Source organism: Alicycliphilus denitrificans K601 (assembly GCF_000204645.1).
In the GTDB taxonomy this organism is placed as follows: domain Bacteria; phylum Pseudomonadota; class Gammaproteobacteria; order Burkholderiales; family Burkholderiaceae_C; genus Alicycliphilus; species Alicycliphilus denitrificans.
Window position 1 is genome coordinate 653498 of record NC_015422.1, and the last position, 25889, is coordinate 679386.

A 25889-nucleotide genomic window follows, 5' to 3' on the forward strand; every position below is an offset into this window, starting at 1 on the left:
TGCAGGCTGCGGCACAATCGCAGCCACCTGTTCTGCTTTCGCTGGACCATTTTTGCCATGACCGATCTACTTTCCATCGCTCCGCGCGACAAGGCCGAAATCCTGGCCCAGGCGCTGCCCTACATCCGCAAGTTCCATGGCAAGACCATGGTCATCAAGTACGGCGGCAATGCCATGACCGACCCGGAGCTGCAGCAGGACTTTGCCGAGGACGTGGTGCTGCTCAAGCTGGTGGGCATCAACCCGGTGGTGGTGCATGGCGGCGGCCCGCAGATCGAGCAGGCGCTGAACCGCCTGGGCAAGAAGGGCGAGTTCATCCAGGGCATGCGCGTGACGGACGCCGAGACCATGGAGGTGGTCGAGTGGGTGCTGGCGGGCGAGGTGCAACAGGACATCGTCGGTCTGATCCACCACGCGGGTGGCAAGGCCGTGGGTCTGACGGGGCGCGACGGCGGCATGATCCGCGCCAGGAAGCTCAAGATGCTGGACAACAAGGATCCGAGCATCGAGTACGACGTGGGCCAGGTGGGTGACATCGTGGCCATCGACCCGAGCGTGGTCAAGGCGCTGCAGGACGATGCCTTCATCCCCGTCATCAGCCCCATCGGTTTCGGTGAGGAGAACGAGAGCTACAACATCAACGCCGACGTGGTGGCCAGCAAGCTGGCCACGGTGCTGCAGGCGGAAAAGCTGGTGATGCTGACCAACATTCCCGGCGTGCTCGACAAGAACGGGCAGTTGCTGGCCGAGCTGACGCCGCAGCAGATCGACGCGCTGATTGCCGATGGCACGATCTCTGGCGGCATGCTGCCCAAGCTCGCCGGTGCGATCGACGCGGCCAAGGCGGGCGTGAACGCGGTGCACGTGGTCGATGGCCGAGTGCCGCATTCCATGCTGCTGGAAATACTGACGGACCAAGCTTACGGCACCATGATCCGAAGCCACTGAGGCGTTTTGTCGCCTTGCACGGGCCCGGTTTAGGGCGTGCACCACCAAGGCGTTCATCGGGCGCAACCGCTCATCGGGGCTTTCGATCCCGATGGGTGGTTGCGCATTTGCCACGGTTGTCGATTGCCCTGGTGGGGTCATTACTACGGCATGCGAGAATCAATTGCATACAATTGTTTCATATGTCTGACTCCTCGCCCGACTCTTCCGTGCCCGGTGACGCTCCGGCATCCCGCCGCCGCCTGCGGCCCGGCGAGCGGCGCGAGCAGATCCTGCACGCGCTGGCGGCCATGCTGGAGCAGCCGGGTGCCGAGCGCATCACCACGGCCGCGCTGGCGCGCCGGTTGGACGTGAGCGAGGCGGCGCTGTACCGCCACTTCGCCAGCAAGGCGCAGATGTTCGAGGGGCTGATCGACTTCATCGAACACAGCGTCTTCACGCTGGTGCGCCAGATCGTGGAGCATCCGGGCGAGGCCGGCGGCGCCCAGCGCGCGGCACGCGTCGCCGCCATGGTGCTGCAGTTCGGCGAGCGCAACCCCGGCATGGTGCGCGTGATGGTGGGCGACGCGCTGGTGTTCGAGAACGAGCGCCTGCAGCAGCGCATGAACCTGTTCTTCGACAAGGTGGAGGCCACGCTGCGCCAATGCCTGCGGCCCGCGGCCGAAGCCGATGGCGAGGCCGCCCCCACGGTGCAGGCGCAGGTGCGCGCCGCGGCGCTGTGCGACCTGATCCGCGGGCGCCTGCAGCGCTATGCGCGCTCGGGCTTTCGCCGCCTGCCTACGGAGCACCTGGACGCCACCCTGGCGCTGCAGCTGTAAATCCCATATTCGCCAGCCCTGCTGGCGGGGCTGGTCTAAGCTAGGGGTTTACCCCCGACGTATGTTCCGCATCCGCGGAAAGGCTGGCGCCGCCCGTTTGCTTCGTGCAAAATAGAACGATCGTTCGTTTTATTGCACGCCATGCCGGTATCGACTTCTTCACCCAAGACCGCCCGCGCGCCCCGCCGCGAGGGCAGGGCGCTGCACAAGGGGCGGCAGACCAAGGCCGCCATCGTGGACGCGGCCCTGGGGCTGGCCACGCACATTGGCCTGGAGGGCTTGTCCATCGGCGCGCTGGCCGATGTGACGGGCATGAGCAAGTCGGGCGTGTTTGCACACTTCGGCTCGCGCGAGGAGCTGCAGATCTCGGTGATCCGCGAATACCACGCGCGTTTCGAGCAGGAGGTTTTCTACCCCGCCATGGAGGCGCCGCGCGGCATTGCGCGGCTGCGCGCGATGTTCGACAACTGGATGAAGCGCACGTCGGTCGAGATCGACTCGGGCTGCATCTACATCAGCGGTGCCGTGGAGTTCGACGATCGCGCGGGCCCGGTGCGCGACGCGCTGGCCAACTCGGTTCTGACCTGGCAGGCCGCCATGAAGCGCGCCATTGCGCAGTGCAAGGAGTGCGGCGAGATACGTCCCGGCGTGAGCGAGGAGCAGATGCTGTTCGAGATCCACGGCCTGATCCTGGCGCTGCACTACGAGGCGCGCTTCTTGCACACGCCTGGCTCCATGGAGCGTGCGAACACGGGCTTCGACAACATTCTGGCGCGCTACCGCGCCGACGGCGGCTGAATACCGCGCACGCTTTCTTTTCCCACACCATTGCAGGAGTTCTCCCAATGCCTACCTACAACCCGCCGCTGCGCGACATGCAATTCGTACTGCATGAGGTCTTCCAGGTCAGCGACGAATTCAAGGCCATGCCCCGCCATGCCGACGTGGATGCCGACACCATCAACGCGGTGCTGGAGGAGGCGGGCAAGTTTGCCGCCGAGGTCACTTTCCCGCTGAACGTCAGCGGCGATACCGAGGGCTGCACGCTCGACCAGCAGACCCACGAGGTCACCACGCCCAAGGGCTTCAAGGAGGCCTATGCGAAGTACGTGGAAGGCGGCTGGGCCGCGCTGTCGTGCGATCCCGAATATGGCGGCCAGGGCCTGCCGCACGTGGTCAACCAGTGCCTGTACGAAATGCTCAACAGCGCCAACCAGGCCTGGACCATGTACCCGGGCCTGTCGCACGGCGCCTACGAGGCGCTGCTGGCCCACGGCACCGACGCGCAGAAGAAGACCTACCTGCCCAAGCTGGTGAGCGGCGAGTGGACCGGCACCATGTGCCTGACCGAGCCCCACTGCGGCACCGACCTGGGCCTGCTGCGCACCAAGGCCGAGCCCCAGGCAGACGGCACCTACAGGATCACCGGCAACAAGATCTTCATTAGCGCGGGTGAGCACGACGTGGCTGCCAACATCGTCCACCTGGTGCTGGCCCGCCTGCCCGACGCGCCCAAGGGGAGCAAGGGCATCAGTCTGTTCGTCGTGCCCAAATTCCATGTGAACGCCGACGGTTCGCTGGGCGCGCGCAACCCCATCTACTGCACGGGCCTGGAGCACAAGATGGGCATTCACGGCAACGCCACGGCGCAGATCGCCATCGATGGCGCCGTGGGCACCATGGTGGGCGAGCCGAACAAGGGCCTGGCCGCCATGTTCGTCATGATGAACGCCGCGCGCCTGGGCGTGGGCAACCAGTCGCTGGGCCTGACCGAGGTGGCCTTCCAGAACGCGCTGGCCTATGCCAAGGACCGCCTGCAGATGCGCAGCCTCTCGGGCGTGAAGGCCAAGGACAAGGAGGCCGACCCCATCATCGTGCACCCCGACGTGCGCAAGATGCTGCTGACCGCCAAGGCCTACGCCGAAGGCGCGCGTGCGCTGCAGATCTACTGCACGCTGCTGCTGGACAAGGCGCACCACCATCCCGACGAGAAGGAGCGCAAGGGCTGCGACGAGCTCGTGGCGCTGCTCACTCCCATCGTCAAGGCCTTCATCACCGACAACGGCCACATCGCGACCAACGCCTGCATGCAGGTCTTCGGCGGCCACGGCTTCATCAAGGAATGGGGCATGGAGCAGTTCGTGCGCGACAACCGCATCAACATGATCTACGAGGGCACGAACACCGTGCAGTCGCTCGACCTGCTGGGCCGCAAGGTGCTGGGCAACCAGGGCGCGACGCTCAAGAAGCTGGGCAAGCTCATCGGCCAACTGGTGGCCGAGGAGGGTGTGAACGAGAAGATGGCCGAGTTCATCAACCCGATCGCCATCCTGGGCGAGCAGATGACGAAATTCACCACCGAGATCGGCTTCAAGGGCATGCAGAACCCCGACGAGGTGGGCGCCGCCGCCGTGGACTACTTGCGCGTGGCGGGTCACCTGGTGTTCGGTTACCTGTTCGCCCGCATGGCCCAGGTGTCGCTGCGCGCCATCGCGGCGGGCAGCCAGGATCCGTTCTACGTGGCCAAGCTGCAGACGGCGCGCTTCTACTTCGCCAAGCTGTTCCCCGAGACGGTCACGCTGATGCGCACCGCCCGTGCCGGAGCCAAGGTGTTGATGGACACGGACGCGGCGCTGGCCTGAGCCCCTCTTGCCCTTCCATCCCCCGGAGGGGGAGGGCGTGAAATTTCAGCCTTTTTGCCATGGAATCCTTATGAGACAAGCGCTAACAGCTATCGTTTTGATGGCAATCACCGCTCCCGCCCTGGCCCAGATGAGCCCCCTGGGCCTGTGGCGCAGCGTGGACGACAAGACCGGCGAGCCCAAGGCCGAGATCCGCATCGTGGACAACGCGGGCGTCTTGAGCGGGCGCATCGAGAAAACGCTGCGCAAGGACGCCAAGCCCACCTGCACCGAATGCCAGGACGACCGCAAGGGCCAGCCCATCGTGGGCCTGGAGATCATCCGCGGCGGCAAGAAGGACGAGGGCAAGGATGTCTGGGCGGGCGGCAGGATCCTCGACCCCGAGAACGGTAAGGACTACCGCGCCAGCCTCACGCCCGTCGATGGCGGCAAGAAGCTGGAGGTGCGCGGCTACCTCGGCCCTTTCTGGCGCACCCAGACCTGGCAGCGCCTGGAATAACCCCCAAGATTTGAAGAAGCCATGACCCGATTCAATGTGAAAAAAGTCGCCGTGCTCGGCGCGGGCGTGATGGGCGCGCAGATCGCGGCCCATCTCGTCAACGTGAAGGTGCCCGTGGTGCTTTTCGACCTTCCCGCGAAGGAGGGTTCCAAGAGCGCCATCGCCGAGAAGGCCATCGCCAACCTGAAGAAGCTCAAGCCTTCGCCGATCGGCGTGGCCGAGGATGCCGACCTGATCCAGCCGGCCAACTACGAAGAGCACATGGGGCTGCTCAAGGACTGCGACCTGGTGATCGAGGCGATTGCCGAGCGCATGGACTGGAAGCTGGACCTCTACACGAAGATCGCCCCCCACGTGGCCGCGCACGCGCTGCTGGCAAGCAACACCTCGGGCCTGTCGATCACGAAACTGTCCGAGGCGCTGCCCGAGGCCTTGCGCCACCGCTTCTGCGGCATCCATTTCTTCAACCCGCCGCGCTACATGCCGCTGGTGGAGCTGATCGCCACGCCCGCCACCGAGGCGCGCGTGATCGACCAGCTCGAAGCCTTCGTCACCAGCGGCCTGGGCAAGGGCGTGGTGCGCGCCAAGGACACGCCCAACTTCATCGCCAACCGCATCGGCATCGCCGGCATGCTGTCCACGATGAAGGAAGTGGAGAACTTCGGCCTGACCTACGACGTGGTCGATGACCTCACGGGCAAGAAGCTCGGGCGCGCGTCCTCGGGCACGTTCCGCACCGCCGACGTGGTGGGCCTGGACACCATGGCCCATGTCATCAAGACGCTGCAGGACAACCTGGGCCCGGAGACCGACCCCTTCTACGGCAGCTTCGGCACGCCGCCCGTGCTGGCAAAGCTGATAGCGCTGGGCAACCTGGGGCAGAAGACCAAGGCCGGCTTCTACAAGAAGGTGGGGCGCGACATCCTGCGCTTCGAACTGGAGAGCGAGGACTACGTGCCCGCAGGCCAGAAGGCCGACGACGTCTATGGCCGCATGCTCAAGAGGCCCGCGGCCGAGCGCCTCAAGCTGCTGCGCGCTGCCTCCGGCGCGCCGGGCCGCTTCCTGTGGGCCATTTTGCGCAACAGCTTCCACTACGCTGCCGTCCACCTGGAGACGATCGCCGAGTCGGCACGCGACGTGGACTTGTGCCTGCGCTGGGGCTTCGGCATGAAGCAGGGCCCCTTCGAGCTGTGGCAGGAGGCGGGCTGGCTCGAAGTGGCGAAGATGGTGCAGGAAGACATCGACGCCGGCAAGGCGCTGTGCAGCGCGCCGCTGCCCAAGTGGGTGTTCGAAGGCCCCGTGGCCGAGGCCGGCGGCGTGCATACGGCGGAAGGCTCCTGGAGCCCGGCGCTGAAGAAATTCGTAGCGCGCCGCGTACTGCCCGTCTACGAAAGGCAGCTTTTCCCTGAAAAACTGCTGGGCGAGGCCAGCCTGCCCGACTGGCAGACGGCCGGCACGACCCTGGCCGAATCGAAGGCGCTGCGCACCTGGACGCTGGACGGCAAGGTCCTGATCGCCAGCATTAAGAACAAGATGCACGCCATCAGCCCCGAAGTCATGGAGGGACTGATGGAGGCCGTGGAGCTGGCCGAGCAGGAATACCAGGCCATGGTGATCTGGTCGGGCGATGCGCCGTTTTCGGTGGGCGCGGACCTGGAGGCCACCATGCCCGCCTTCGTGGTCGGCGGCGCAGACGCCATCGACAGCATCGAGGCCGAGCTGCAGAACCTGATGCTGCGCATTCGCTACGCGCAGGTGCCGGTGGTCTCGGCCATCCACGGCATGGCGCTGGGCGGCGGCTGCGAGCTGGCCGTGTACTCCGCGCGCCGCGTGGCGCACATGGAGAGCTACATCGGCCTGGTCGAAGTGGGCGTGGGCCTGGTGCCCGGCGCGGGCGGGCTGACCTACATCGCGCGCCGCGCCGCCGAGAACGCCGCCAGGAGCACCGGCAAGGACCTGCTGCCCTTCCTGACCGAAGGCTTCACGGCCGCGGCCATGGCCAAGGTGGGCACGAGCGCCATCGAGTCGCGCAAGCTCGGCTACCTGCTGGACAGCGACATCATCGTGCCGCACAAGGACGAGCTGCTCTTCGTCGCCATCAACGAGGCCCGAGCCATGGCCCAGGGCGGCTGGCGCGCGCCCTTGAAGCGCCTGTTCCCCGTGGTGGGCCGCAACGGCATCGCCACCATCAAGGCGCAGCTCGTGAACATGGAGGGCGGCGGCTTCATCAGCGCCTACGATTTCAAGGTCGCCAGCATGATCGCCGAGGTGGTCTGCGGCGGCGACGTGGACGCGGGCTCGCTGGTGAGCGAGGAATACCTGATGCAGCTCGAGCGCAAGGCGTTCTGCCACCTGATCGGGCAGCCCAAGACGCACGAGCGCATCCTGGGCATGTTGAATACGGGCAAGCCGGTGCGCAACTGAACGGCAAGGAGAACATCACCATGAAACAAGTGCAGGACGCCTACATCGTTGCCGCCACGCGCACGCCCATCGGCCGCTCGGGCCGCGGCTACTTCAAGAACACGCGTCCCGACGACCTGCTGGTGGCCGCCATCCGCGGCGCCATGGCCCAGGTGCCCACGCTGGACCCCAAGGCCATCGAGGATTCCATCATCGGCTGTTCCTTCCCCGAGGGCGAGCAGGGCATGAACATGGCGCGCATCGCCATGGGCCTGGTCTTCGACCATCCCGTGGGCGGCGTGACGGTGAACCGCTTCTGCGCCTCGGGCGTCACGGCGATCCAGATGGCGGCAGACCGCATCCGCGTTGGCGAGGCCGACGTGCTGATCGCCGGCGGCGCCGAATCGATGAGCCTGGTGCCCATGGGCGGCAACAAGCCCTCGTTCAACCCCGAGGTCTTCGCGCGCGACGAGAATGTGGGCATCGCCTACGGCATGGGCCTGACGGCCGAGAAGGTGGCGCAGCAGTGGAAGGTTTCGCGCGAGGCGCAGGACGCATTCGCGCTGGAATCGCACCTGCGCGCCGTCAAGGCCCAGCAGGCGGGCGAGTTCACGGACGAGATCACGCCGTTCGAGATCGTCGAGCGCTCGCCCAACCTCGCCACCGGCGAGGTCGAGACCAGGAAGCGCACGGTGAGCCTCGACGAAGGCCCGCGCCCCGACACCACGCGCGAAGCGCTGGCGAAATTGAAGCCCGTGTTCGCCGCGCGCGGCAGCGTCACGGCGGGCAACAGCTCGCAGACCAGCGATGGCGCGGGCGCGCTGATCCTGGCCAGCGAGAAGGCCGTCAAGCAGTTCGGCCTCGTGCCGCTGGCGCGCTTCGTGAGCTACGCCGCGCGCGGCGTGCCGCCCGAGATCATGGGCATAGGCCCCATCGAGGCCATTCCCGCCGCGCTGCGCTATGCGGGCCTGCAGAGCCAGGACATCGGCTGGTACGAGCTCAACGAGGCCTTCGCGGCCCAGTCGCTCGCGGTGATGAACACCCTGGGCCTGGACCCGGCCAAGGTCAACCCCATGGGCGGCGCCATCGCCCTGGGCCACCCGCTGGGCGCCACGGGGGCCATACGCGCCGCCACCGTGGTGCATGCGCTGCGCCGCCACAAGCTGAAGTACGGCATGGTGACCATGTGCGTGGGCACGGGCCAGGGCGCGGCCGGCATCTTCGAGCGCGTGTAGGCCCCGCGGCACGGTCATCGCAAATTGGCGGCACACTCGGGCCATGACTTCGCACCACAGCATTCACCCCCTGGACGAGGCGCTGGCGCTCGCGTCCGAAACGACGGGCCAATACACCGGCCGCACCACGCCCGGCTACTGGAACATGGTGGGGCCGTTCGGCGGCATCACCGCCGCCACGCTGCTGCAGGCCGTGATGCAGCACCCCGCGCGCCTGGGCGAGCCGCTCTCGCTCACCGTGAACTACGCCGGCGCGCTGGGCGAGGGGCCTTTCACGCTGCAGGCCACGCCGGTGCGCACCAACCGCTCCACGCAGCATTGGACGCTGTCCATCCTGCAGGCCGGCGCCGATGGCGCGCCCGTGGTTACCACCACGGCCACCGTCGTCACGGCCGTGCGGCGCGAGACCTGGGGTGCGACCGACACGCCCATGCCCGCCGTGCCTGCGCCCGCGCAGTGCAAGCCGGTGCGGCTAGCCTTCCGCTCGGAATGGCTGCGCCGCTACGAGATGCGGCCCGTGACGGGCGAATTGCCCACGCAGTGGGACGACAGCGGCCACACCAGCATGACCCAGCTGTGGATGCGCGACGCGCCCGCGCGGCCGCTGGACTTCTGCGCGCTGGCGGCCATGGCCGACATCTTCTTCCCGCGCGTGTGGCTGCGCCGCGCGCGCCAGGTGCCTGCGGGCACGGTGTCCATCACCGTGTACTTCCATGCGGGCGGCGACCTGCTGGCGCAGACCGGCACCGGCTACCTGCTGGGCCAGGCGCGTGCGCAGGAGTTCCGCAACGGCTTTTTCGACCAGACGGCGCTCCTGTGGAACGAGGCGGGCATCGTGCTGGCCACGAGCCACCAGATCGTCTACTACAAAGAATGAAGACACCATGAGCAATACTTCCCAGGACATCCTGGTGCACGACGAGGGCGGCGTGCGCACCATCACCTTCAACCGCGTGGAGCGGAAGAACTCGATCACCACCGCCATGTACGCGCAACTGGCCGACGCCTTCGAGACCGCGGCGCAGGACGCGGCCGTGCGCGTGGTGGTGCTGCAGGGCGACGTGGCCGTCTTCAGCGCCGGCAACGACATCGGCGACTTCCTGCAGCAGCCGCCCAGTACGCAGGACGCGCCCGTGTTCCGCTTCCTGCGCGCCATCGCCACCTTCCCCAAGCCCGTGGTGGCGGCCGTGTGCGGCCCGGCCGTGGGCATCGGCACGACCATGCTGCTGCACTGCGACCTGGTCTACGCGGGCGACAACGCGGCGTTCTCCATGCCCTTCGTGAACCTGGGCCTGTGCCCCGAGGCGGGGTCCAGCCTGCTCGTGCCGCAGATGCTGGGCTACCACCGCGCGGCCGAGGCGCTGCTCCTGGGCGAGCCCTTCATGGCCGAGGCGGCGCTGGAGGTGGGCCTGGTCAACCGTGTGGTGCCGCCCACCGAGTGCAACGCGATCGCCCAGGCCCAGGCGCGCAAGCTCGCGGCCAAGCCGCTGTCGGCGCTCATCGAGACCAAGCGCCTGCTCAAGAAGGGGCAGACCGCTGCCGTGCTCGAGCGCATGGCCGAGGAGGGGGCGAGCTTCGGCCGCATGCTGCGCGAACCGGCCGCCCGCGAGGCCTTCTCCGCCTTCATGGAAAAGCGCCACCCGGATTTCAGCAAGTGCTGAAATTCGGAGGACGCCGCAGGCGGCCGGACGGCGCGAGCAGTCGGGGGGGCTTTCGCCAAAAGCGCCACCCGGATTTCAGCAAGTGCTGAAATTCGGAGGACGCCGCAGGCGGCCGGACGGCGCGAGCAGTCGGGGGGGCTTTCGCCAAAAGCGCCACCCGGATTTCAGCAAGTGCTGAGATCGTGAACACGCTTTGAAAGCAGGGCGCTTGCTGTGTGACGCTGCAAACCCTGCAAGTGCATGCAACGAACGAGTGGTTTGGTTACCGTTCTTGCGTAACGGGGACGGTTTTGCTGCGCTGCAACTTCTAGCATCGACGGATCTTTTCCAGGAGAACCGAACCGATGGCCGTGCAAAATCCCTTCTTTGGCAAACGTGAGACCGAATCGTTCCAGCCTCGCCAACCTTCGTCCTCCGTGCTTGGTGGCAGCGTGACCAGCACGGCCGGCGCCAGCAGCAATGCCGCCGCGGCCAAGCCTGCCGCCTCCAACACCACCGAGAGCGGCGGCAGCAAGCTCACCGTGGGGCCCAACATCAAGCTCAAGGGCGTCGAGATCACCGACTGCGATACCCTCGTCGTCGAAGGCACGGTGGAGGCCACCATGGATTCGCGCGTGATCCAGATCGCCGAGCAGGGCGCGTTCCACGGCACCGCCGAGATCGACATCGCCGAGATTCACGGCGAGTTCGACGGCACGCTCACCGTGCGCGAGAAGTTGGTGATCTTCAGCACCGGCAAGGTCAGCGGCAAGATCCGCTACGGCAAGGTGGTGATCGAGGAGGGCGGCCAGCTCTCGGGCGAGATTTCGGTCGGGGTGGGCAGCGTGCGCACGCAGGCTGCGCCGTCCTCGTCCGCATCCCCGGCAGCATCGCCGTCGCCGTCGCCTGCGCTCGCAGCCGCCTGACGGACCGCCCCGCCGCTGCAACCGGGAGGCCGCAAGGCGCTCCCGGTTTTTTTATGGCGCGTCGCCGGGCAGCTTCGGTATGGGGCGCGGGCGGCCGTTCTCGTCGATGGCCACGTAGGTCAGGGACGCCTCGGTCACCTTCAGGTAGCGGCCCTGCGTGCGGATGTGCTCGGCATAGACCTCGACCTGCACGGTGATGGAGGTGTTGCCCACGCGCTTGACCTCGGCGAAGAACGACAGCAGGTCGCCCACGCGCACGGGCTGCTTGAAGACGAATTCGTTGACCGCTACCGTGGCCATGCGCCCCTGGATGCGCCGCGCGGGCAGCACGGAGCCGGCCAGGTCCACCTGCGCCATGACCCAGCCGCCGAAGATGTCGCCGTTGTTGTTGGTGTCGGCGGGCATGGGCATCACCTTGAGCACCAGTTCCTTGTCGGCGGGCAGTTGGGTGTGGGTGCAGGTGCGATCCTGGGACATGGGCACAATCTCTGGTTTTGCTGACTCCACGGATTGTCCATCATGCGCCGCTACGGCGAAGCCCCTGCCCCCGACAGCCCACGCATCCGCTCCGACGGGGCCACCCTGCGGCGCCTGCTGCCCTACCTGTGGGAGTACAAGGGCCGGGTGCTGGCCGCCATCGCCTTCATGGTGGGCGCCAAGCTGGCCAACGTCGGCGTGCCGCTGCTGCTCAAGAGGCTCGTCGATGCCATGGCGCTGCCCGCCGGCAGCCCCACGGCGCTGCTGGTCGTGCCCGTGGGGCTGTTGCTGGCCTACGGGGGCCTGCGCCTGGCCAACTCGGTGTTCAGCGAGCTGCGCGAGCTGGTGTTCGCCAAGGCGACCCACGGCGCGGCGCGCGCCATCGCCCTCAAGACCTTCGAGCACCTGCACGCCCTTTCGCTGCGCTTTCACCTGGAGCGCCAGACCGGCGGCATGACGCGCGACATCGAGCGCGGGGTGCGCGGCATCGAGTCGCTGGTGTCGTTCGCCCTGTTCAACCTGGGGGCCACGCTGATCGAGGTGCTGCTGGTGCTGTTCATCCTGGCGCGCCAGTTCGACGTCTGGTTCGCCGCCATCACGCTGTCGGCGCTGGCGCTGTACATTGCCTTCACCGTGGGCGTGACGCAGTGGCGCATACAGTTCAGGCGCCAGGCCAACCTGTTCGACTCGGCCGCGCACAGCAAGGCCATCGACTCGCTCCTGAACTACGAGACGGTCAAGTACTTCAACAACGAGGCCTTCGAGGCCCGGCGCTACGACGAGAGCCTGGAGCAGCTGCGGCGCGCCCAGCTCAAGAGCCGCAGCACGCTGAGCATGCTCAACAGCGGGCAGCAGCTCATCATCGCCGTGGGCTTGGTGGCCATGCTCTGGCGCGCCACCGAGGGCGTGGCGGCCGGGCGCATGACGCTCGGCGACCTGGTCATGGTCAACGCCTTCATGATCCAGATCTACATCCCGCTCAACTTCCTGGGCGTGATCTACCGCGAGATCAAGCAGAACCTGACCGATCTGGACAAGATGTTCACCCTGATGGACAAGGAACAGGAGGTGGCCGACGCGCCCGGCGCCGTGGCCCTTGCCGGGCTGGACGCGCCCACGGTGCGCTTCGAGGACGTGCACTTCGCCTACGACCCGGCGCGGCCCATTCTGCGGGGCGTGAGCCTCACGATACCGGCCGGCAAGACCGTGGCCGTGGTCGGCCCCTCGGGCGCGGGCAAGAGCACCCTGAGCCGCCTGCTGTACCGCTTCTACGACCTGCAGGATGGGCGCATCACCATCGCCGGGCAGGACATCCGCGCCGTGACCCAGCAGTCCCTGCGCCGCGCCATCGGCATCGTGCCGCAGGACACGGTGCTGTTCAACGATACGGTGGCCTACAACATCGCCTATGGCCGCACGGATGCGACGCAGGCCGAGGTGGAGCAGGCCGCGCGCGCAGCGCACATCCACGACTTCATCATGAGCACGCCGCAGGGCTACGCGACGATGGTGGGCGAGCGCGGCCTGAAGCTCTCGGGCGGCGAGAAGCAGCGCGTGGCCATCGCGCGCACGCTGCTCAAGAACCCGCCCATCCTGATCTTCGACGAGGCCACCAGCGCGCTCGATTCGGCCAACGAGCGCGCCATCCAGGCCGAGCTGCGCCAGGTGGCCCAGGGCAAGACCACGCTGGTGATCGCGCACCGCCTGTCCACCGTGGTCGATGCGCACGAGATCGTGGTGATGGAGGCCGGCCGCATCGTCGAGCGCGGCACGCACGCCGCGCTGCTGGCCCAGGGCGGGCGCTACGCGAGCATGTGGGCGCTGCAGCAGAATTCAAGCGAAAACACGTTCTAAGGCTTATGTGTAGAGCACTTGCAGCTATCAAAAGGGAAGTGAGCCCGGTATGGACGTGAAAGCCCTGCAGCGCCAGCTGCGCGACTTCGCCGCGGCGCGCGACTGGCAGCCCTACCACACGCCCAAGAACCTGGCGATGGCGCTGATGGTGGAGGCGGCGGAGCTGCTGGAGCTGTTCCAGTGGCTCACGCCGGAGGAGTCGCGCAGCCTCACCATCGACGTCGCCGACAAGGAGCGCGTGGCCGACGAGATCGCCGACGTGCTGCTGTACCTGCTGCAGCTGGCCGACCACACGGGCGTGGACCTGGAGCAGGCGGTGCTTGCCAAGCTCGCCAAGAATGCGCGCAAGCACCCGGTCGCCGGGGGCAGGGAATACAAATGAAAAAAGCTGCCAGCGCTTGTGTGGAAAGCGCTGGCAGCTCCTGTTTTCATAGTATTACTTCTTGCGCGCGGCAATTGCCTTCTCGGCCGCGCTCACCAGGTCGGCGCCGATCTGGCCCTTCCACTTGTCGAACACGGGGCGCGTGGCCTTCACGAAGGCCTCGCGTTCGGCGGGGCTCAGCTGGGTCACCGTCACGCCGTTGGCGGCGATGTCCTTGAGCAGGGGCTTGCCCTCCTCGACCATGCCCTTGCGCGCAATGGCGATCTCTTCCTTGCCCGCGTCGATGGCGGCCTGCTTGACGATCTCGCGGTCGGCCGGCGTCCAGCTGTTCCACACGTCCTTGTTCACCACGAAGATCAGCGGGTCGTTCACGTAGCCCCACATCGTGATGTGCTTCTGCGCCACGGTGTGCAGCTTGGCGGCCATATAGACGGCGATGGGGTTTTCCTGTCCGTCCACGGCGCCGCTGGCGAAGGCGGGTTGGGCGTCGGTCCAGCTCATCTGCGTGGGGTTGGCACCCAGGGCCGTGAAGGTGTCTAGGAACAGCGGCGAGCCGACGACGCGGATCTTCAGGCCCTTGAGGTCGGCCGGGCTCTTGATGGCGTGCTTGGAGTTGCTGATTTCGCGGTAGCCGTTCTCGCCCCAGGCGAGCGGCACCACGCCGGACTTGTCCAGCGTCTGGAAGATCTGCTTGCCCACCGGCCCTTGGGTCACGGCGTCTACGGCCGCGTAGTCGGGGAACAGGAAGGGCAGCGAGAACAGGTTCAACTGCTTGACCTGGGGCGACCAGTTGATGGTCGAGCCGATCGCCATGTCGATCACGCCCTGGCGCAGCGCGGAGAACTCGCGCGTCTGGTCGCCCTGGATCAGCGACACGCCGGGGTAGAGCTTGATGTTGATGCGCCCCTGGGTCTTTTCCTTGACCTTGGCGGCCCAGATCTCGCCGCCCTTGCCCCAGGGAAAGGCGGGGCCCAGCACCAGGGACATGCGGTATTCGCTCTTGTAGTTCTGCGCCAGCGCGGGCGTGCCGAAGGCGAGGGCGGCAGCAGCGGCCACGGCGGTGGTGAGGAAGGTGCGCAGTTTCATGGGAAGGGTCTCCTTGTAAAGAATCAATAGCCCAGCCTGGCCGGCAGCCACAGGGCGAGTTGCGGGAAGGCGATGACGGCCACCATCACGATGAACATGGCCAGCAGCATGGGGCCGACCCAGCGCACGGTGGACTCCATGCGCACGCCGGCGATACGGCAGCTCACCATGAGGTTCACGGCCAGCGGCGGCGTGAACTGGCCCAGCGCTACTTTCAACGTGAGGATCACGCCGAACCACACCGGGTCCCAGTGGTAGTGCTGCATGATGGGCAGCAGCAGCGGCACGAAGATCAGGAAGATGGAGATGCCGTCCAGGAACATGCCCACGGTGATGAGCAGCAGGATGAGTAGCGCCAGCACGCCGTATTCGCCCAGGCCCGAGTTCACGATGGCGTGGGCCACCGGGTCGATCACGCCCAGCGTGGACAGCGAGAACGCGAAGATGCCCGCGAGCGACACCACGACCAGGATCACGGCCGAGAGCTCGCCCGCCTCGCGCAGGATCACGTAGAGGTCGCGCACCCCGATGGTGCGGTGGATCGCCATGCCCACGAACAGGCCGTAGAACACGGCCACCACGGCGGCCTCGGTGGGCGTGAACCAGCCCGCGCGCATGCCGCCCAGGATCAGCACCGGCGCGGCCAGGCCCCACGAGGCCTCGCGCAGGCTGCGCCAGAACGGCGGGCGCGGCATGTCGGCCTCCAGCGCGCCCATCCTGTGCCTGCGCGCCATCCACACGGCCGGGGCGATGAGCGCCACGCCCGCGAGCACGCCGGGCACCATGCCCGCCGCGAACAGCGCCGGCACCGAGGCGCCGGGCACGAGCACCGAGTAGATGATGAACGCCACCGAGGGCGGGATCAGGATGTCGGTGGCCGCGGCCGCGCCCACCACGCTGGCCGAGAAGCTGCCGGGGTAGCCCGCGCGGCTCATGGCGGCGATCATCACGCCGCCCACGGCGGCCGCGTTGGCCGGGCCCGAGCCTGAGATGCCGCCCAGGAACATGGCCACGGTGATGGCCACCAGCGGCAGCATGCCGGGGCCGCGCCCGACGATGGACACGGCGAAGTTCACGAGCCGCAGCGCCACGCCCGAGCGGTCGAAGATCGAGCCCACGAGCACGAACATCGGGATGGCCAGCAGCGGGTATTTGCCCAGCCCGGCGTAGAAGTTCTGCGGCACGGCCAGCAGGCCGAACCACTGCGTCTCGGCGTTGGCCAGCGCGATGGCCGCCGCGCCCGCCAGGCCCAGGGCCGCGCCGATGGGCACGCCCACGAACATCAGCACCAGGAAGGCGACGAAGAGCAGGGTGGCGATCATGGCCGGGGCTCCCCGTTGCCATCGTCGCCGGCCTCGTCGAGCAGGTACTCCACGTCGCTCTGGCGCGTGCGGCGCACCAGCAGGCCGATGGCGCGCCAGGCGATGAGCAGCGAGAGCACGGGCAGCCAGACTGAATACCACCACTGCGGCACGCCGATACCGGGCGAGGTCTCCTCGAAGCGCCAGTCGTCCCAGACCACGCGCATGCTGAGCACGGCGATCACGGCGAACAGCAGGGCCACCAGCAGCGCGCCCAGCTGCGCCAAGCGCCTGCGGCGCATGGCCGAGCCGCTTTCGCAGAAGAACTCGATGCGAATGTGGCGGTCCCGCGCCACGGCGGCCGAGCCGGCCACCAGCGCCAGCACGATCATCAGGAAGACCGAGATCTCCTCGGTCCAGGCGAAAGACGAATCGGTGAAGTAGCGCACGATCACGTTGGCGAACGTGATCAGCGCGAGCAGCGCCATGACGATGACGGTGAGCCAGTCCTCGATGCGCAGTGAGCGCGGTTCGCTAGGGTCGGCTGCGCCGGCCGGGGCGGCATGCTCGGCCGGCCCGGGTGTGGGGTGGGAGGACATGGGGATGGAGGGCAGATGAATCAGACATGAGGGCGGGTCGCTCTGCCGGCCGGCGTCGTGCACCGGGGGCCTGGACTTGGGTAGCGGCGCTGTGGGCGCCAAAGCGCGTATTTTGCTATCAAATCCGCAGGCCCAGGCCGCAGGGTGTTCCCCGAGGGGGCCGATAATGCGCGCCATGGAAACCAAATGGCTCGAAGACTTCGTCAGCCTGGCCGAGACGCGCAGCTTCAGCCGTTCGGCCCAGCTGCGGCACGTGACGCAGCCGGCGTTCTCGCGCCGCATCCAGGCGCTGGAGGCCTGGGCGGGCACGGACTTGGTGGACCGCAGCTCCTACCCCACGCGGCTCACGGCCGCCGGCACCACGCTGTACGACCAGGCGCTGGAGGTGCTGCAGGCGCTGCAGAACACGCGCGCCATACTGCGCGCCCACACCAGCGCCGGCACCGACATGATCGAGTTCGCCGTGCCGCACACGCTCGCGTTCACCTTCTTCCCGGCCTGGGTGTCGGCCGTGCGCGCGGACTTCGGGCCGCTCAAGAGCCGCCTGATCGCGCTCAACGTGCACGACGCCGTGCTGCGCCTGGTGGAGGGCGGGTGCGACCTGCTGATCTCGTACCACCACCCCTCGCAGCCGCTGCAGCTGGACGCCGAGCGCTATGAAATGGTGACCCTGGGCCAGGAGGTGCTGGCCCCCTACGCCAAGGCAGGCCCCGATGGCCAGCCGCTGTTCAGCCTGCCGGGGCGCGCGGGCGAGCCGCTGCCCTACCTGGCCTATGCGCCCGGGGCCTACCTGGGCCGGGTGACGGAGCTGATCCTCAAGCAGGCGGGCACGGCCATCCACCTGGACCGCGTGTACGAGACCGACATGGCCGAGGGCCTGAAGGCCATGGCGCTGGAGGGCCACGGCGTGGCCTTCCTGCCCTACAGCGCGGTGAAGAAGGAGCTGCGCTCGCGCAAGCTGGCGAGCGCCGCGCCGCCGGGGGTGGAGGACCTGCAGATGGTCATGGAGGTGCGGGCCTACCGCGAGAAGCCCTCGCGCAAGGAGCCGGCCAAGAGCCTGGCGCAGGCCCTGTGGACCTACCTGCAGGCCCAGGGCGGGAAAAACCCGATCTGACGCGGCCGCGCCCCGCCCGGGGTTCTGGAAATACCCTAGGAACGAAGCGCCCCTGCGGGCACTGGAGCACGCACAATAGGAAGCCTGTCCCGCAATCCGGGGGAGGATGGTGGATGGAGGGGGGCGCTTCACAGGAGTTGCCTCGCGGCGTGCCATCCATTCACTACACTTCGCCCACCGTTTCACCCACAAGGAGAGTACACATGAAGAAGCATTTGCTGGCCGCTGCGATCACCGTCCTGGCCGCAGGCAGCGCGATTGCGCAGGCCAACGATACGCTGGCCAAGATCAAGTCGAGCGGCGCCATCACCCTGGGCGTGCGCGAATCGTCGGGCGCTCTGGCCTATACCCTAGGCGACGGCAAGTACGTGGGCTTTCACACCGAGATGGCGGAGCGCGTCGCGCGTGACCTGCAGAAGAAGCTGGGCCTGTCCAAGCTGGAGATCAAGTACCAGCCGGTGACCTCGCAGAACCGCATCCCGCTGGTCGTCAACGGCACGGTGGACCTGGAGTGCGGCTCCACCACCAACAACCTGGCGCGCCAGAAGGACGTGGCCTTCGCCAACACCACCTACGTGGAGGAAGTGCGCATCGCGGTCAAGGCCAACTCGGGCATCAACGATATCAAGGACCTGAACGGCAAGACCATCGTCACCACCACGGGCACCACCTCGGTGCAGACGCTGCGCAAGAACAAGCGCGCCGAGGGCATGAACTTCCGCGAAGTCATGGGCAAGGACCACGCCGACAGCTTCCTGATGCTGGAGACCGGCCGCGCCGACGCCTTCATCATGGATGGCTCCATCCTCGCGGGCAACATCTCCAAGTCCAAGAGCCCCAACGACTTCAAGATCGTGGGTGAGGCGCTGTCGGTCGAGCCTATCGCCTGCATGCTGCGCAAGGACGATCCGGCGTTCAAGAAGGCCGTGGACGAATCCATCGTGGCCCAGATCAAGGACGGCACCCTGGCCAAGTCCTACGACAAGTGGTTCATGCAGCCGATTCCGCCCAACAACACCAAGGTGGGCCTGCCGCTGTCTCCGGCCACCAAGCAGGCCTGGGAGCACCCCAATGACAAGCCCATGGAAGACTACCAAAAGTAATCCGTGATGCGTGCCGCCCCTTCAGACCCGGGGTTTGGAGGGGCTTTTTTGTTGCCAGCGCCGCGGCGTGGCTGGGTTGGGTTTCAATGAAAGAGGTGCTCCTATGAGTTGGGATTGGCAGGTGTTCTGCCAGGACACCATTACGCAAGAGGTCGCGCAGAGCTGCTTCGGCAAGGGCGGCGACATCACCTACCTCGACTGGCTGCTCTCGGCCTGGGGCTGGACGGTATCGGTCTCGCTGCTCGCGCTGGCGATCGCGCTCGTCGTGGGCTCGCTGATCGGCACGCTGCGCACGCTGCCGGACAGCCCGTGGGTCGTGCGCCTGGGCAATGCCTGGGTGGAGTTCTTCCGCAACATTCCGCTGCTGGTCCACATCTTCCTCTGGTACCACGTGATCCCGGCCATCTTCCCGGCCATGAAGTCGCTGCCGGGCTTCGTGCTGGTGGTGTTCGCGCTCGGGTTCTTCACGTCGGCGCGCATCGCCGAGCAGGTGCGCTCGGGGATCCAGGCGCTGCCGCGCGGCCAGCGCTACGCGGGCATGGCGATGGGCTTCACCACGGTCCAGTACTACCGCTACGTGCTGCTGCCCATGGCGTTTCGCATCATCATCCCGCCGCTGACCAGCGAGACGATGAACATCTTCAAGAACTCGTCCGTGGCGTTCGCGGTGTCGGTGTCCGAACTGACCATGTACGCCATGCAGGTGCAGGAGGAGACCTCGCGCGGCATCGAGGTGTACCTGCTGGTGACGGCGCTGTACGTGGTGTCGGCCCTGGCCATCAACCGCATCATGGCCTTCATCGAGAAGCGCTCGCGCGTGCCGGGCATGATCGCCGCCGGCGGGGGAGGGCACTGAGATGCTGATGCACATCGACTGGTCCTTCCTCAGCTGGGAGCTGCTGCGCGGCTTCGTGCTCAAGGGCTTCATCTTCAGCATGGTGCTCACCGTGATCGCGACGCTGGGCGGCGTGTTCTTCGGCACGCTGCTCGCCCTCATGCGCCTGTCGGGCAAGAAATGGCTGATGGCCCCCGCCACCATCTACGTCAACGGCATGCGCAGCATCCCGCTGGTGATGGTGATCCTGTGGTTCTTCCTGCTCGTGCCGCTGATCATCGGGCGGCCCATCGGGGCCGAGGCCTCGGCCATCATCACCTTCGTCGCGTTCGAGGCGGCCTACTTCAGCGAGATCATGCGCGCAGGCATCCAGTCCGTCCCGCGCGGGCAGGTCTTCGCGGGCCAGGCCCTCGGCATGACCTACAGCCAGAACATGAAGCTGGTGGTGCTGCCCCAGGCGTTCCGCAACATGCTGCCGGTGCTGCTGACGCAGACCATCATCCTGTTTCAGGACACCTCGCTGGTCTACGCCATCGGCGCCTACGACATGCTCAAGGGCTTCGACGTCGCGGGCAAGAACTTCGGCCGTCCCGTGGAGGCCTACCTGGCCGCCGCCGTGGCCTATTTCGTGATCTGCTACTCGCTGTCCTGGGCCGTCAAGCGTCTGCACAAGAAGATCGCCATCATCCGCTGAGGCGTTTTTTCGGAAGGAATTCACATGATCGAACTCAAGAACGTTTCCAAGTGGTATGGCAGCTTCCAGGTGCTGAGCGACTGCTCCACCAGCATCCAGAAGGGAGAGGTGGTGGTGGTCTGCGGCCCCTCGGGCTCGGGCAAGTCCACGCTCATCAAGACCATCAACGCGCTCGAACCCATCCAGAAGGGCGAGATCTGGGTCGACGGCACGGCCGTGCACGACCCCAAGACCGACCTGCCCAAGCTGCGCTCGCGCGTGGGCATGGTGTTCCAGCACTTCGAGCTGTTCCCCCATCTCTCGGTGACCGAGAACCTGACCATCGCACAGATCAAGGTGCTGGGGCGTAGCCCCGACGACGCCAAGAAGCGCGGCCTGAAGATGCTCGACCGCGTGGGCCTCACGGCGCACAAGGACAAGTTCCCGGGCCAGCTCTCGGGCGGCCAGCAGCAGCGCGTGGCCATTGCGCGCGCCCTGTCCATGGACCCCATCGTCATGCTGTTCGACGAGCCCACCTCGGCGCTGGACCCCGAGATGGTGGGCGAGGTGCTCGACGTGATGATGGGCCTGGCCCACGAGGGCATGACCATGATGTGCGTGACGCACGAGATGGGCTTCGCCAAGAAGGTCAGCAACCGCGTCATCTTCATGGACGTGGGCGGCAAGATACTGGAGGACTGCAGCAAGGAGGAGTTCTTCGGCAACCCCGACGCGCGCCAGCCGCGCACCAAGGACTTCCTCAACAAAATCCTGCAGCACTGACCCCGTGCCGGGTCGCCATGCAAAAAGGTGCCATTGGCACCTTTTTCTTTTTTGATAGCTGCAGCCGCTTGCTGTACGGACGTTTACGAGCGCCCTGGCTAAAAATCAAACCACCCTGCGCAGGTGGCTGCGCGTGCGCCCGAACAGGTCTCTGGGGTCGCCGTCCGTGGGCACCAGCGCCAGGTCCGCGCCCAGCCCCCGCGCGAGGGCCTGGCGGTGGATGAAACGCAGGGCGGCATGGTCCTCCAGCGCGAAGCCCACGGAGTCGAAGACGGTGACCTGGCCGGCATGTTCGCGCCCGCTCGCCTGGCCCGACAGGATCTGCCACAGCTCGGTCACCGGGTGGTCTTCGGCCAGCTGCTGGATCTCGCCCTCCACGCGGCTTTGCGGCGCGTATTCGACGACGATGCGCGCCTGCCGCAGCACGCCGGGGTGCAGCTCGGTCTTACCGGGGCAGTCGCCGCCCACGGCGTTCAGGTGCATGCCCGGCTCCAGCATGTCCGGCGTGATGATGCGGGCGTGGCGCTTGGCTGCCGTGGCCGTGGTCACGATGTCGGCGCCGCGCACGGCCTCGGCCACCGACGCCGCGCGGATCATCTTCAGCCCCGGCGTGCGCGCCAGGTTCCGCAGCAGCTTGTCGGTGGCGTCCGGCGCGGTGTCGAACACGCGCAGCTCCTTGATGCCCAGCAGCGCATGGAATGCCAGGGCCTGGAACTCGGCCTGCGCGCCGTTGCCGATCAGCGCCATGCTGCGGCTGCCCGAGCGCGCCAGCGCCTGCGCCGCCAGGGCCGAGGTGGCGGCGGTGCGCAGCGCGGTGGCCAGGGTCAGCTCCGACAGCAGCAGAGGCAGGCCCGTGGCCACCTCGGCCAGCATGCCGAAGGCCATCACCGTGGGCAGGCCGCAGGCCGGGTTGCCCGGGTGGCCGTTGACGTACTTGAAGCTGTAGAGCGTGTCGTCGGACACGGGCATGAGCTCGATCACGCCATGCGGGCTGTGGCTGGCCGTGCGCGCCGTCTTGTCGAACGCGCTCCAGCGCAGGAAATCGGTGTGGATCTCGTCGGCCAGCTCGCACAGGAAATGGGCGGCGCCCATGTCGTGCACCAGGGCGGCCAGCGTGGGCAGGTCTATGAAGCGGGTCATGGCAGCGGCGCTTGGGTGGGGCTGCGTGCCATTGTGGGCGCCGTGGCGCCCGAGGGCAAATCAGCGCGCCTGGCCGTTCAGGATGGCGCGCGCCAGCTCGGCAAACCCTGCGCCGCGCTCGCTCTGGGTCACGTAGCGTGGCAGGTGCGAGAGTTGAGGCACGAAGCGCGCGATGTTCGCCACGCCCACGCTGTGCGGGAAATGCTCGAACATGCGCTGGTCGTTGGTGGAGTCGCCCACGTAGACCCACTGGCCGAGCTCGTCGTCCAGCGCGCGCGAAAGCAGCTCGCGCACGATCCAGCGCGCTCCTTCGAGCTTGTCGTGCGCGCCATACCAGCCGTTGATGTGGATGCTGCTCACGGTGGCGTTCATGCCCGCGGCGCGCATGATCCGCACGCATTCGTCGATGGCCGCCTGCGGCAGGTGCGTGAACTCGCTGTGGTCTATGGCGATGTCGCACTCGCGCCCCGGCGAGTCCGTGGCGCGGCGCGCACCGGGCACGCGCGCCTCGATGTCGGCCAGCACCTGCTGCATGCGCGCGTAGTTGGCGGCGCGCGTGGCGTCGTCCTGCTGGTATATCTTTGATAGCTGCATGCGCCTGTCCGGTGCGCTCTGTGAGCCGGTTTGCTTCGAACTTCCGGGCAGCAGGGCGACGGCGCCGTTCTCCGCCACGATCGCGTCCACGGGCCAGGCCTGGGCAAAGGGCTCGCTCCAGCCCACGGGCCGCCCGGTGATGGGGATGACGTGCAGGCCCGCGGCCTTGAGGTCCGCCAGCGCGGCCAGCGCGTCGGGCGTGATCGCGCCTTCGGTGGTCAGCGTGTCGTCGATGTCGGTGAGCAGGCCGGCGATGCGCGGCGGCTGCCAGAGTGCGAGCGGCTGCATGTTCAGCTCGTGCCCAGCGCCAGCCCCGCGTGCTCGCGCAGCGGATGGAAGTGGATCTTGGGGAAGCGCTCCTGCGCCAGCCGCACGTCATAGGGCGATGTGCACAGGTAGGCCAGCGTGTCGGCCGCGTCGCGCGCCATGCGCAGCGGGTAGGCGTTCTCGAACTCGCGCAGCTCGGCCGGCGTGTCGGCGGTGATCCAGCGCGCACCCGTGTACTGGCAGCCTTCCAGGCGCACGTCGCAGTCGTACTCGGTCTTGAGGCGGTGCTGCACCACCTCGAACTGCAGCTGGCCCACGGCGCCCAGCAGCATGTTGCCGCCGGCCTCGGGCTTGAAGACCTGGATTGCGCCCTCCTCGCCCAGCTGCATCAGGCCCTGCTGCAGCTGCTTGGTGCGCAGCGGGTTCTTGAGCACCACGGTCATGAACATCTCGGGCGCGAAGAAGGGCAGGCCGGTGAACTGCAGGCTGGGCCCGTCGGTGATGGTGTCGCCCAGCTGCACGCCGCCGTGCGTGGTGAAGCCGATGATGTCGCCCGCGTAGGCCTCGTCCACGGCCTCGCGGCGCTGGCTCATGAAGGTGACTACGCTGGTGGGGCGCAGCTCCTTGCCCGTGCGCTGCACCTTCATCTTCATGCCCGGCGTGTACTTGCCCGAGGCCACGCGCACGAAGGCGATGCGGTCGCGGTGGTTGCTGTCCATGTTGGCCTGCACCTTGAAGACCACGCCGGCGAAGCTCTCGTCCTCGGGGTGGACGGTCCTCTCCTCGCGCTGGCGGTTCACCTCGGTGAAGGCGACGCGCGGGCCGGGCGGGGGCGACATGTCCACCACGGCGTTGAGCACTTCCATCACGCCGAAGTTGTTCACGCCCGAGCCGAAGAATACCGGCGTGAGCCGGGCGGCCAGGAATTCCTGGTGGTCCCAGGCGATGGAGGCGCCCACGGCCAGCTCCATGCTCTCGATGGCGTCGTCGTAGGCCTGGCCGAAGCGCGCGCGCAGCTTGTCCACCTCGGCCAAGGGGATGACCTCGAAGTCTTCGGGGCGCTTTTCGCTGCCGGCCTGGAACACGGTCATGCTCTGCGTGCGCAGGTCGATGATGCCGCCGAAGTTCTTGCCCTGGCCCACGGGCCATGTCATGGGGCAGCAGGGCATGCCGAGCTCGCGCTCCACCTCGTCGAGAATGTCCAGCGGGTCGCGCACCTCGCGGTCCATCTTGTTGACGAAGGTGATGATGGGCGTGTCGCGCTGGCGGCAGACCTCGATCAGGCGGCGCGTCTGCGCCTCCACGCCGTTGGCCGCGTCGATGACCATGAGGGCCGAGTCGACGGCCGTGAGCACGCGGTAGGTGTCCTCGGAGAAGTCCTTGTGGCCGGGCGTGTCCAGCAGGTTGATGACGTGGTCGCGGTAGCTCATCTGCATCACGCTCGATGCCACCGAGATGCCGCGCTGTTTCTCGATCTCCATCCAGTCGGACGTGGCGTGGCGGCTCGCCTTGCGGCCCTTGACGGCGCCGGCGATCTGGATCGCGCCCGAGAACAGCAGCAGCTTCTCTGTCAGCGTGGTCTTGCCCGCGTCGGGGTGGGAAATGATGGCAAAGGTGCGGCGGCGCCGGGTTTCTGAGGCGTAGGACACGAGGGTTCCAGAGGTGGTGGCAGGGGCCTGCGGGCCCCCCGGGCAATGCGGCGGCGCGGACGGGACCGCGCCGGAGATAGCCCGCGATTTTACCGGCCGCCCTCAGCCCTGCTGCTGCATGTGTCGCGCGTAGTGCTTCTGCATGCCGCCCAGCCAGCGGTCGGGGTTCTGCGCCTTGGCGGCGTAGTACTGCGCCACCTCGGCGTGGGGCAGCACCAGGAACTGGCCGCTGCCCATGGCCTGCAGCACGTCGCCCGCCACCTGCCCGGGCGGCAGGACGCCGTCCACGCCGGCCGAGCCGCCGCCGTCCGAGATCATGGCCGTCTGCACCGCCTGCGGGCACAGGCACGCCACCTGCACGCCGCGCCGCCCGTAGGCGATGCGCAGCCACTCGGCGAAGGCCACGGCCGCGTGCTTGGTCACGGCATACGGGGCCGATTCGACGATGCTCAGCAGCCCCGCCGCCGAGGCGGTGACGAGGAAGAAGCCCTCACCGCGCGCCGCCATGGCGGGCACCACGGCGCGCGCCGCCCACACGTGGGCCATGCCGTGAATGTGCCACATGGCCTCCCACAGCGGGTCCTCCAGCTCGATGCCGCCGGGGCGGCCCAGGATGCCGGCGTTGGAGAAGTAGGCATCCACGCGGCCATAGCGCTCGCGCGTGGCGGCCACCAGGGCCTGGATGTCGGCCTCGCGGCTGACGTCGCAGCGCACGGCCATGCCTTTGACCTCGTCGGCCACGGCCTGCACAGGCTCCAGGTGCAGGTCGGCCACGACCACGCGCGCGCCCTCGGCCGCGAGCCGCTGCGCGAGCGCGCGGCCGATGCCGCTGGCGCCGCCGGTGACGATGGCGACCTTGTCCTTGGGGTCCATGCAGTGCTCCTGAAAAAATGAATATCCCAGTGTCGGGCGCCGCGCAGG

General features: G+C 67.5%; 25 protein-coding genes. 17 read left to right on the forward strand and 8 right to left on the reverse strand.

All coding sequences use genetic code 11. From position 1 onward, the window contains the following. The first annotated feature begins 57 nt into the window (after positions 1-57). The 10 genes from argB (at position 58) to ALIDE2_RS03190 (ending at position 11111) form a co-directional block, all read left to right on the forward strand. Positions 58-948, forward strand: coding sequence for an acetylglutamate kinase (gene argB / locus ALIDE2_RS03145; protein WP_013517568.1), 891 nt, complete (start codon positions 58-60; stop codon positions 946-948). Positions 949-1130: 182 nt separating this feature from the next. Next, positions 1131-1766, forward strand: coding sequence for a nucleoid occlusion factor SlmA (slmA, locus tag ALIDE2_RS03150; protein WP_013517569.1), 636 nt, complete (start codon positions 1131-1133; stop codon positions 1764-1766). A 141-nt stretch (positions 1767-1907) separates the two neighbouring features. Continuing rightward, on the forward strand, positions 1908-2564 hold the full coding sequence (locus ALIDE2_RS03155) for a TetR/AcrR family transcriptional regulator (RefSeq protein WP_013721370.1): 657 nt from the start codon (positions 1908-1910) through the stop codon (positions 2562-2564). A gap of 47 nt (positions 2565-2611) precedes the next feature. Continuing rightward, positions 2612-4408, forward strand: coding sequence for an acyl-CoA dehydrogenase C-terminal domain-containing protein (locus ALIDE2_RS03160; protein WP_013721371.1), 1797 nt, complete (start codon positions 2612-2614; stop codon positions 4406-4408). A gap of 70 nt (positions 4409-4478) precedes the next feature. Beyond that, the gene (locus ALIDE2_RS03165; RefSeq protein ID WP_013517572.1) at positions 4479-4907 is read left to right on the forward strand and encodes a DUF2147 domain-containing protein; all 429 of its coding nucleotides are present in this window, start codon (positions 4479-4481) and stop codon (positions 4905-4907) included. 21 nt (positions 4908-4928) lie between these two features. Continuing rightward, positions 4929-7331 carry a 3-hydroxyacyl-CoA dehydrogenase/enoyl-CoA hydratase family protein gene (locus ALIDE2_RS03170; protein ID WP_013721372.1) on the forward strand — a complete coding sequence of 801 codons (2403 nt, stop codon included), beginning with the start codon at positions 4929-4931 and terminating at the stop codon, positions 7329-7331. A gap of 20 nt (positions 7332-7351) precedes the next feature. Beyond that, positions 7352-8545, forward strand: coding sequence for an acetyl-CoA C-acyltransferase (locus ALIDE2_RS03175; protein ID WP_013721373.1), 1194 nt, complete (start codon positions 7352-7354; stop codon positions 8543-8545). A gap of 43 nt (positions 8546-8588) precedes the next feature. Continuing rightward, complete coding sequence (locus ALIDE2_RS03180; RefSeq protein ID WP_013517575.1) at positions 8589-9422, forward strand: acyl-CoA thioesterase; 834 nt, start codon at positions 8589-8591, stop codon at positions 9420-9422. 7 nt (positions 9423-9429) lie between these two features. Next, entirely contained in the window at positions 9430-10206 is a 777-nt protein-coding gene (locus ALIDE2_RS03185) for an enoyl-CoA hydratase (protein WP_013517576.1), read from the forward strand. A 344-nt stretch (positions 10207-10550) separates the two neighbouring features. Beyond that, positions 10551-11111, forward strand: a complete 561-nt coding sequence (locus tag ALIDE2_RS03190) for a bactofilin family protein (RefSeq protein WP_013721374.1) — start codon at positions 10551-10553, stop codon at positions 11109-11111. Positions 11112-11162: 51 nt separating this feature from the next. Here the strand turns inward: ALIDE2_RS03190 and ALIDE2_RS03195 are convergent, their stop codons facing one another. Next, a complete protein-coding gene (locus tag ALIDE2_RS03195; RefSeq protein ID WP_013721375.1) occupies positions 11163-11588 on the reverse strand; it encodes an acyl-CoA thioesterase in 426 nt (141 codons plus the stop codon). Positions 11589-11630: 42 nt separating this feature from the next. Between ALIDE2_RS03195 and ALIDE2_RS03200 the strand changes: the two genes are divergently transcribed. Together ALIDE2_RS03200 and ALIDE2_RS03205 are read left to right on the forward strand one after the other, a co-directional pair. Beyond that, positions 11631-13442, forward strand: coding sequence for an ABCB family ABC transporter ATP-binding protein/permease (locus ALIDE2_RS03200; protein ID WP_013721376.1), 1812 nt, complete (start codon positions 11631-11633; stop codon positions 13440-13442). A 49-nt stretch (positions 13443-13491) separates the two neighbouring features. Then, positions 13492-13824: a nucleotide pyrophosphohydrolase gene (locus ALIDE2_RS03205; RefSeq protein ID WP_013721377.1), complete on the forward strand. Its 333-nt coding sequence runs from the start codon at positions 13492-13494 to the stop codon at positions 13822-13824. A 54-nt stretch (positions 13825-13878) separates the two neighbouring features. Here ALIDE2_RS03205 and ALIDE2_RS03210 read toward each other — a convergent pair whose 3' ends face one another. Genes ALIDE2_RS03210 through ALIDE2_RS03220 form a run of 3 tightly spaced genes read right to left on the reverse strand, consistent with a single transcriptional unit; the run spans position 13879 to position 16810 of the window. Beyond that, positions 13879-14910: a DctP family TRAP transporter solute-binding subunit gene (locus tag ALIDE2_RS03210; protein WP_013721378.1), complete on the reverse strand. Its 1032-nt coding sequence runs from the start codon at positions 14908-14910 to the stop codon at positions 13879-13881. Between the two features lie 23 nt (positions 14911-14933). Then, positions 14934-16232: a TRAP transporter large permease gene (locus ALIDE2_RS03215; protein ID WP_013721379.1), complete on the reverse strand. Its 1299-nt coding sequence runs from the start codon at positions 16230-16232 to the stop codon at positions 14934-14936. Then, positions 16229-16810 (reverse strand): TRAP transporter small permease, encoded by a 582-nt coding sequence (locus ALIDE2_RS03220; RefSeq protein WP_013721380.1) that lies wholly within the window; start codon positions 16808-16810, stop codon positions 16229-16231. The genes ALIDE2_RS03215 and ALIDE2_RS03220 overlap by 4 nt, the downstream gene beginning before the upstream one ends. Positions 16811-16985: 175 nt before the next feature. Here ALIDE2_RS03220 and ALIDE2_RS03225 point away from each other — a divergent pair, with 175 nt between their 5' ends. From ALIDE2_RS03225 to ALIDE2_RS03245, 5 genes are all read left to right on the forward strand, one after another. Continuing rightward, a complete protein-coding gene (locus ALIDE2_RS03225; RefSeq protein WP_180987883.1) occupies positions 16986-17924 on the forward strand; it encodes a LysR family transcriptional regulator in 939 nt (312 codons plus the stop codon). A gap of 203 nt (positions 17925-18127) precedes the next feature. Then, positions 18128-19027, forward strand: a complete 900-nt coding sequence (locus ALIDE2_RS03230) for a transporter substrate-binding domain-containing protein (protein ID WP_013721381.1) — start codon at positions 18128-18130, stop codon at positions 19025-19027. Positions 19028-19130: 103 nt separating this feature from the next. Next, the gene (locus tag ALIDE2_RS03235) at positions 19131-19883 is read left to right on the forward strand and encodes an amino acid ABC transporter permease (protein ID WP_013721382.1); all 753 of its coding nucleotides are present in this window, start codon (positions 19131-19133) and stop codon (positions 19881-19883) included. Position 19884: 1 nt separating this feature from the next. Then, a complete protein-coding gene (locus tag ALIDE2_RS03240) occupies positions 19885-20556 on the forward strand; it encodes an amino acid ABC transporter permease (protein WP_013721383.1) in 672 nt (223 codons plus the stop codon). A 24-nt stretch (positions 20557-20580) separates the two neighbouring features. Then, positions 20581-21318 (forward strand): amino acid ABC transporter ATP-binding protein, encoded by a 738-nt coding sequence (locus tag ALIDE2_RS03245; protein WP_013517593.1) that lies wholly within the window; start codon positions 20581-20583, stop codon positions 21316-21318. A gap of 105 nt (positions 21319-21423) precedes the next feature. Here the strand turns inward: ALIDE2_RS03245 and ALIDE2_RS03250 are convergent, their stop codons facing one another. From ALIDE2_RS03250 to ALIDE2_RS03265, 4 genes are all read right to left on the reverse strand, one after another. Further along, positions 21424-22458, reverse strand: a complete 1035-nt coding sequence (locus tag ALIDE2_RS03250; RefSeq protein ID WP_013517594.1) for an ornithine cyclodeaminase — start codon at positions 22456-22458, stop codon at positions 21424-21426. Between the two features lie 60 nt (positions 22459-22518). Next, the gene (locus ALIDE2_RS03255) at positions 22519-23340 is read right to left on the reverse strand and encodes an HAD-IIB family hydrolase (protein WP_013517595.1); all 822 of its coding nucleotides are present in this window, start codon (positions 23338-23340) and stop codon (positions 22519-22521) included. A 2-nt stretch (positions 23341-23342) separates the two neighbouring features. Beyond that, positions 23343-24968, reverse strand: coding sequence for a peptide chain release factor 3 (locus tag ALIDE2_RS03260; protein WP_013721384.1), 1626 nt, complete (start codon positions 24966-24968; stop codon positions 23343-23345). Between the two features lie 102 nt (positions 24969-25070). Continuing rightward, on the reverse strand, positions 25071-25841 hold the full coding sequence (locus ALIDE2_RS03265) for an SDR family oxidoreductase (RefSeq protein ID WP_013721385.1): 771 nt from the start codon (positions 25839-25841) through the stop codon (positions 25071-25073). Positions 25842-25889: the final 48 nt, after the last annotated feature.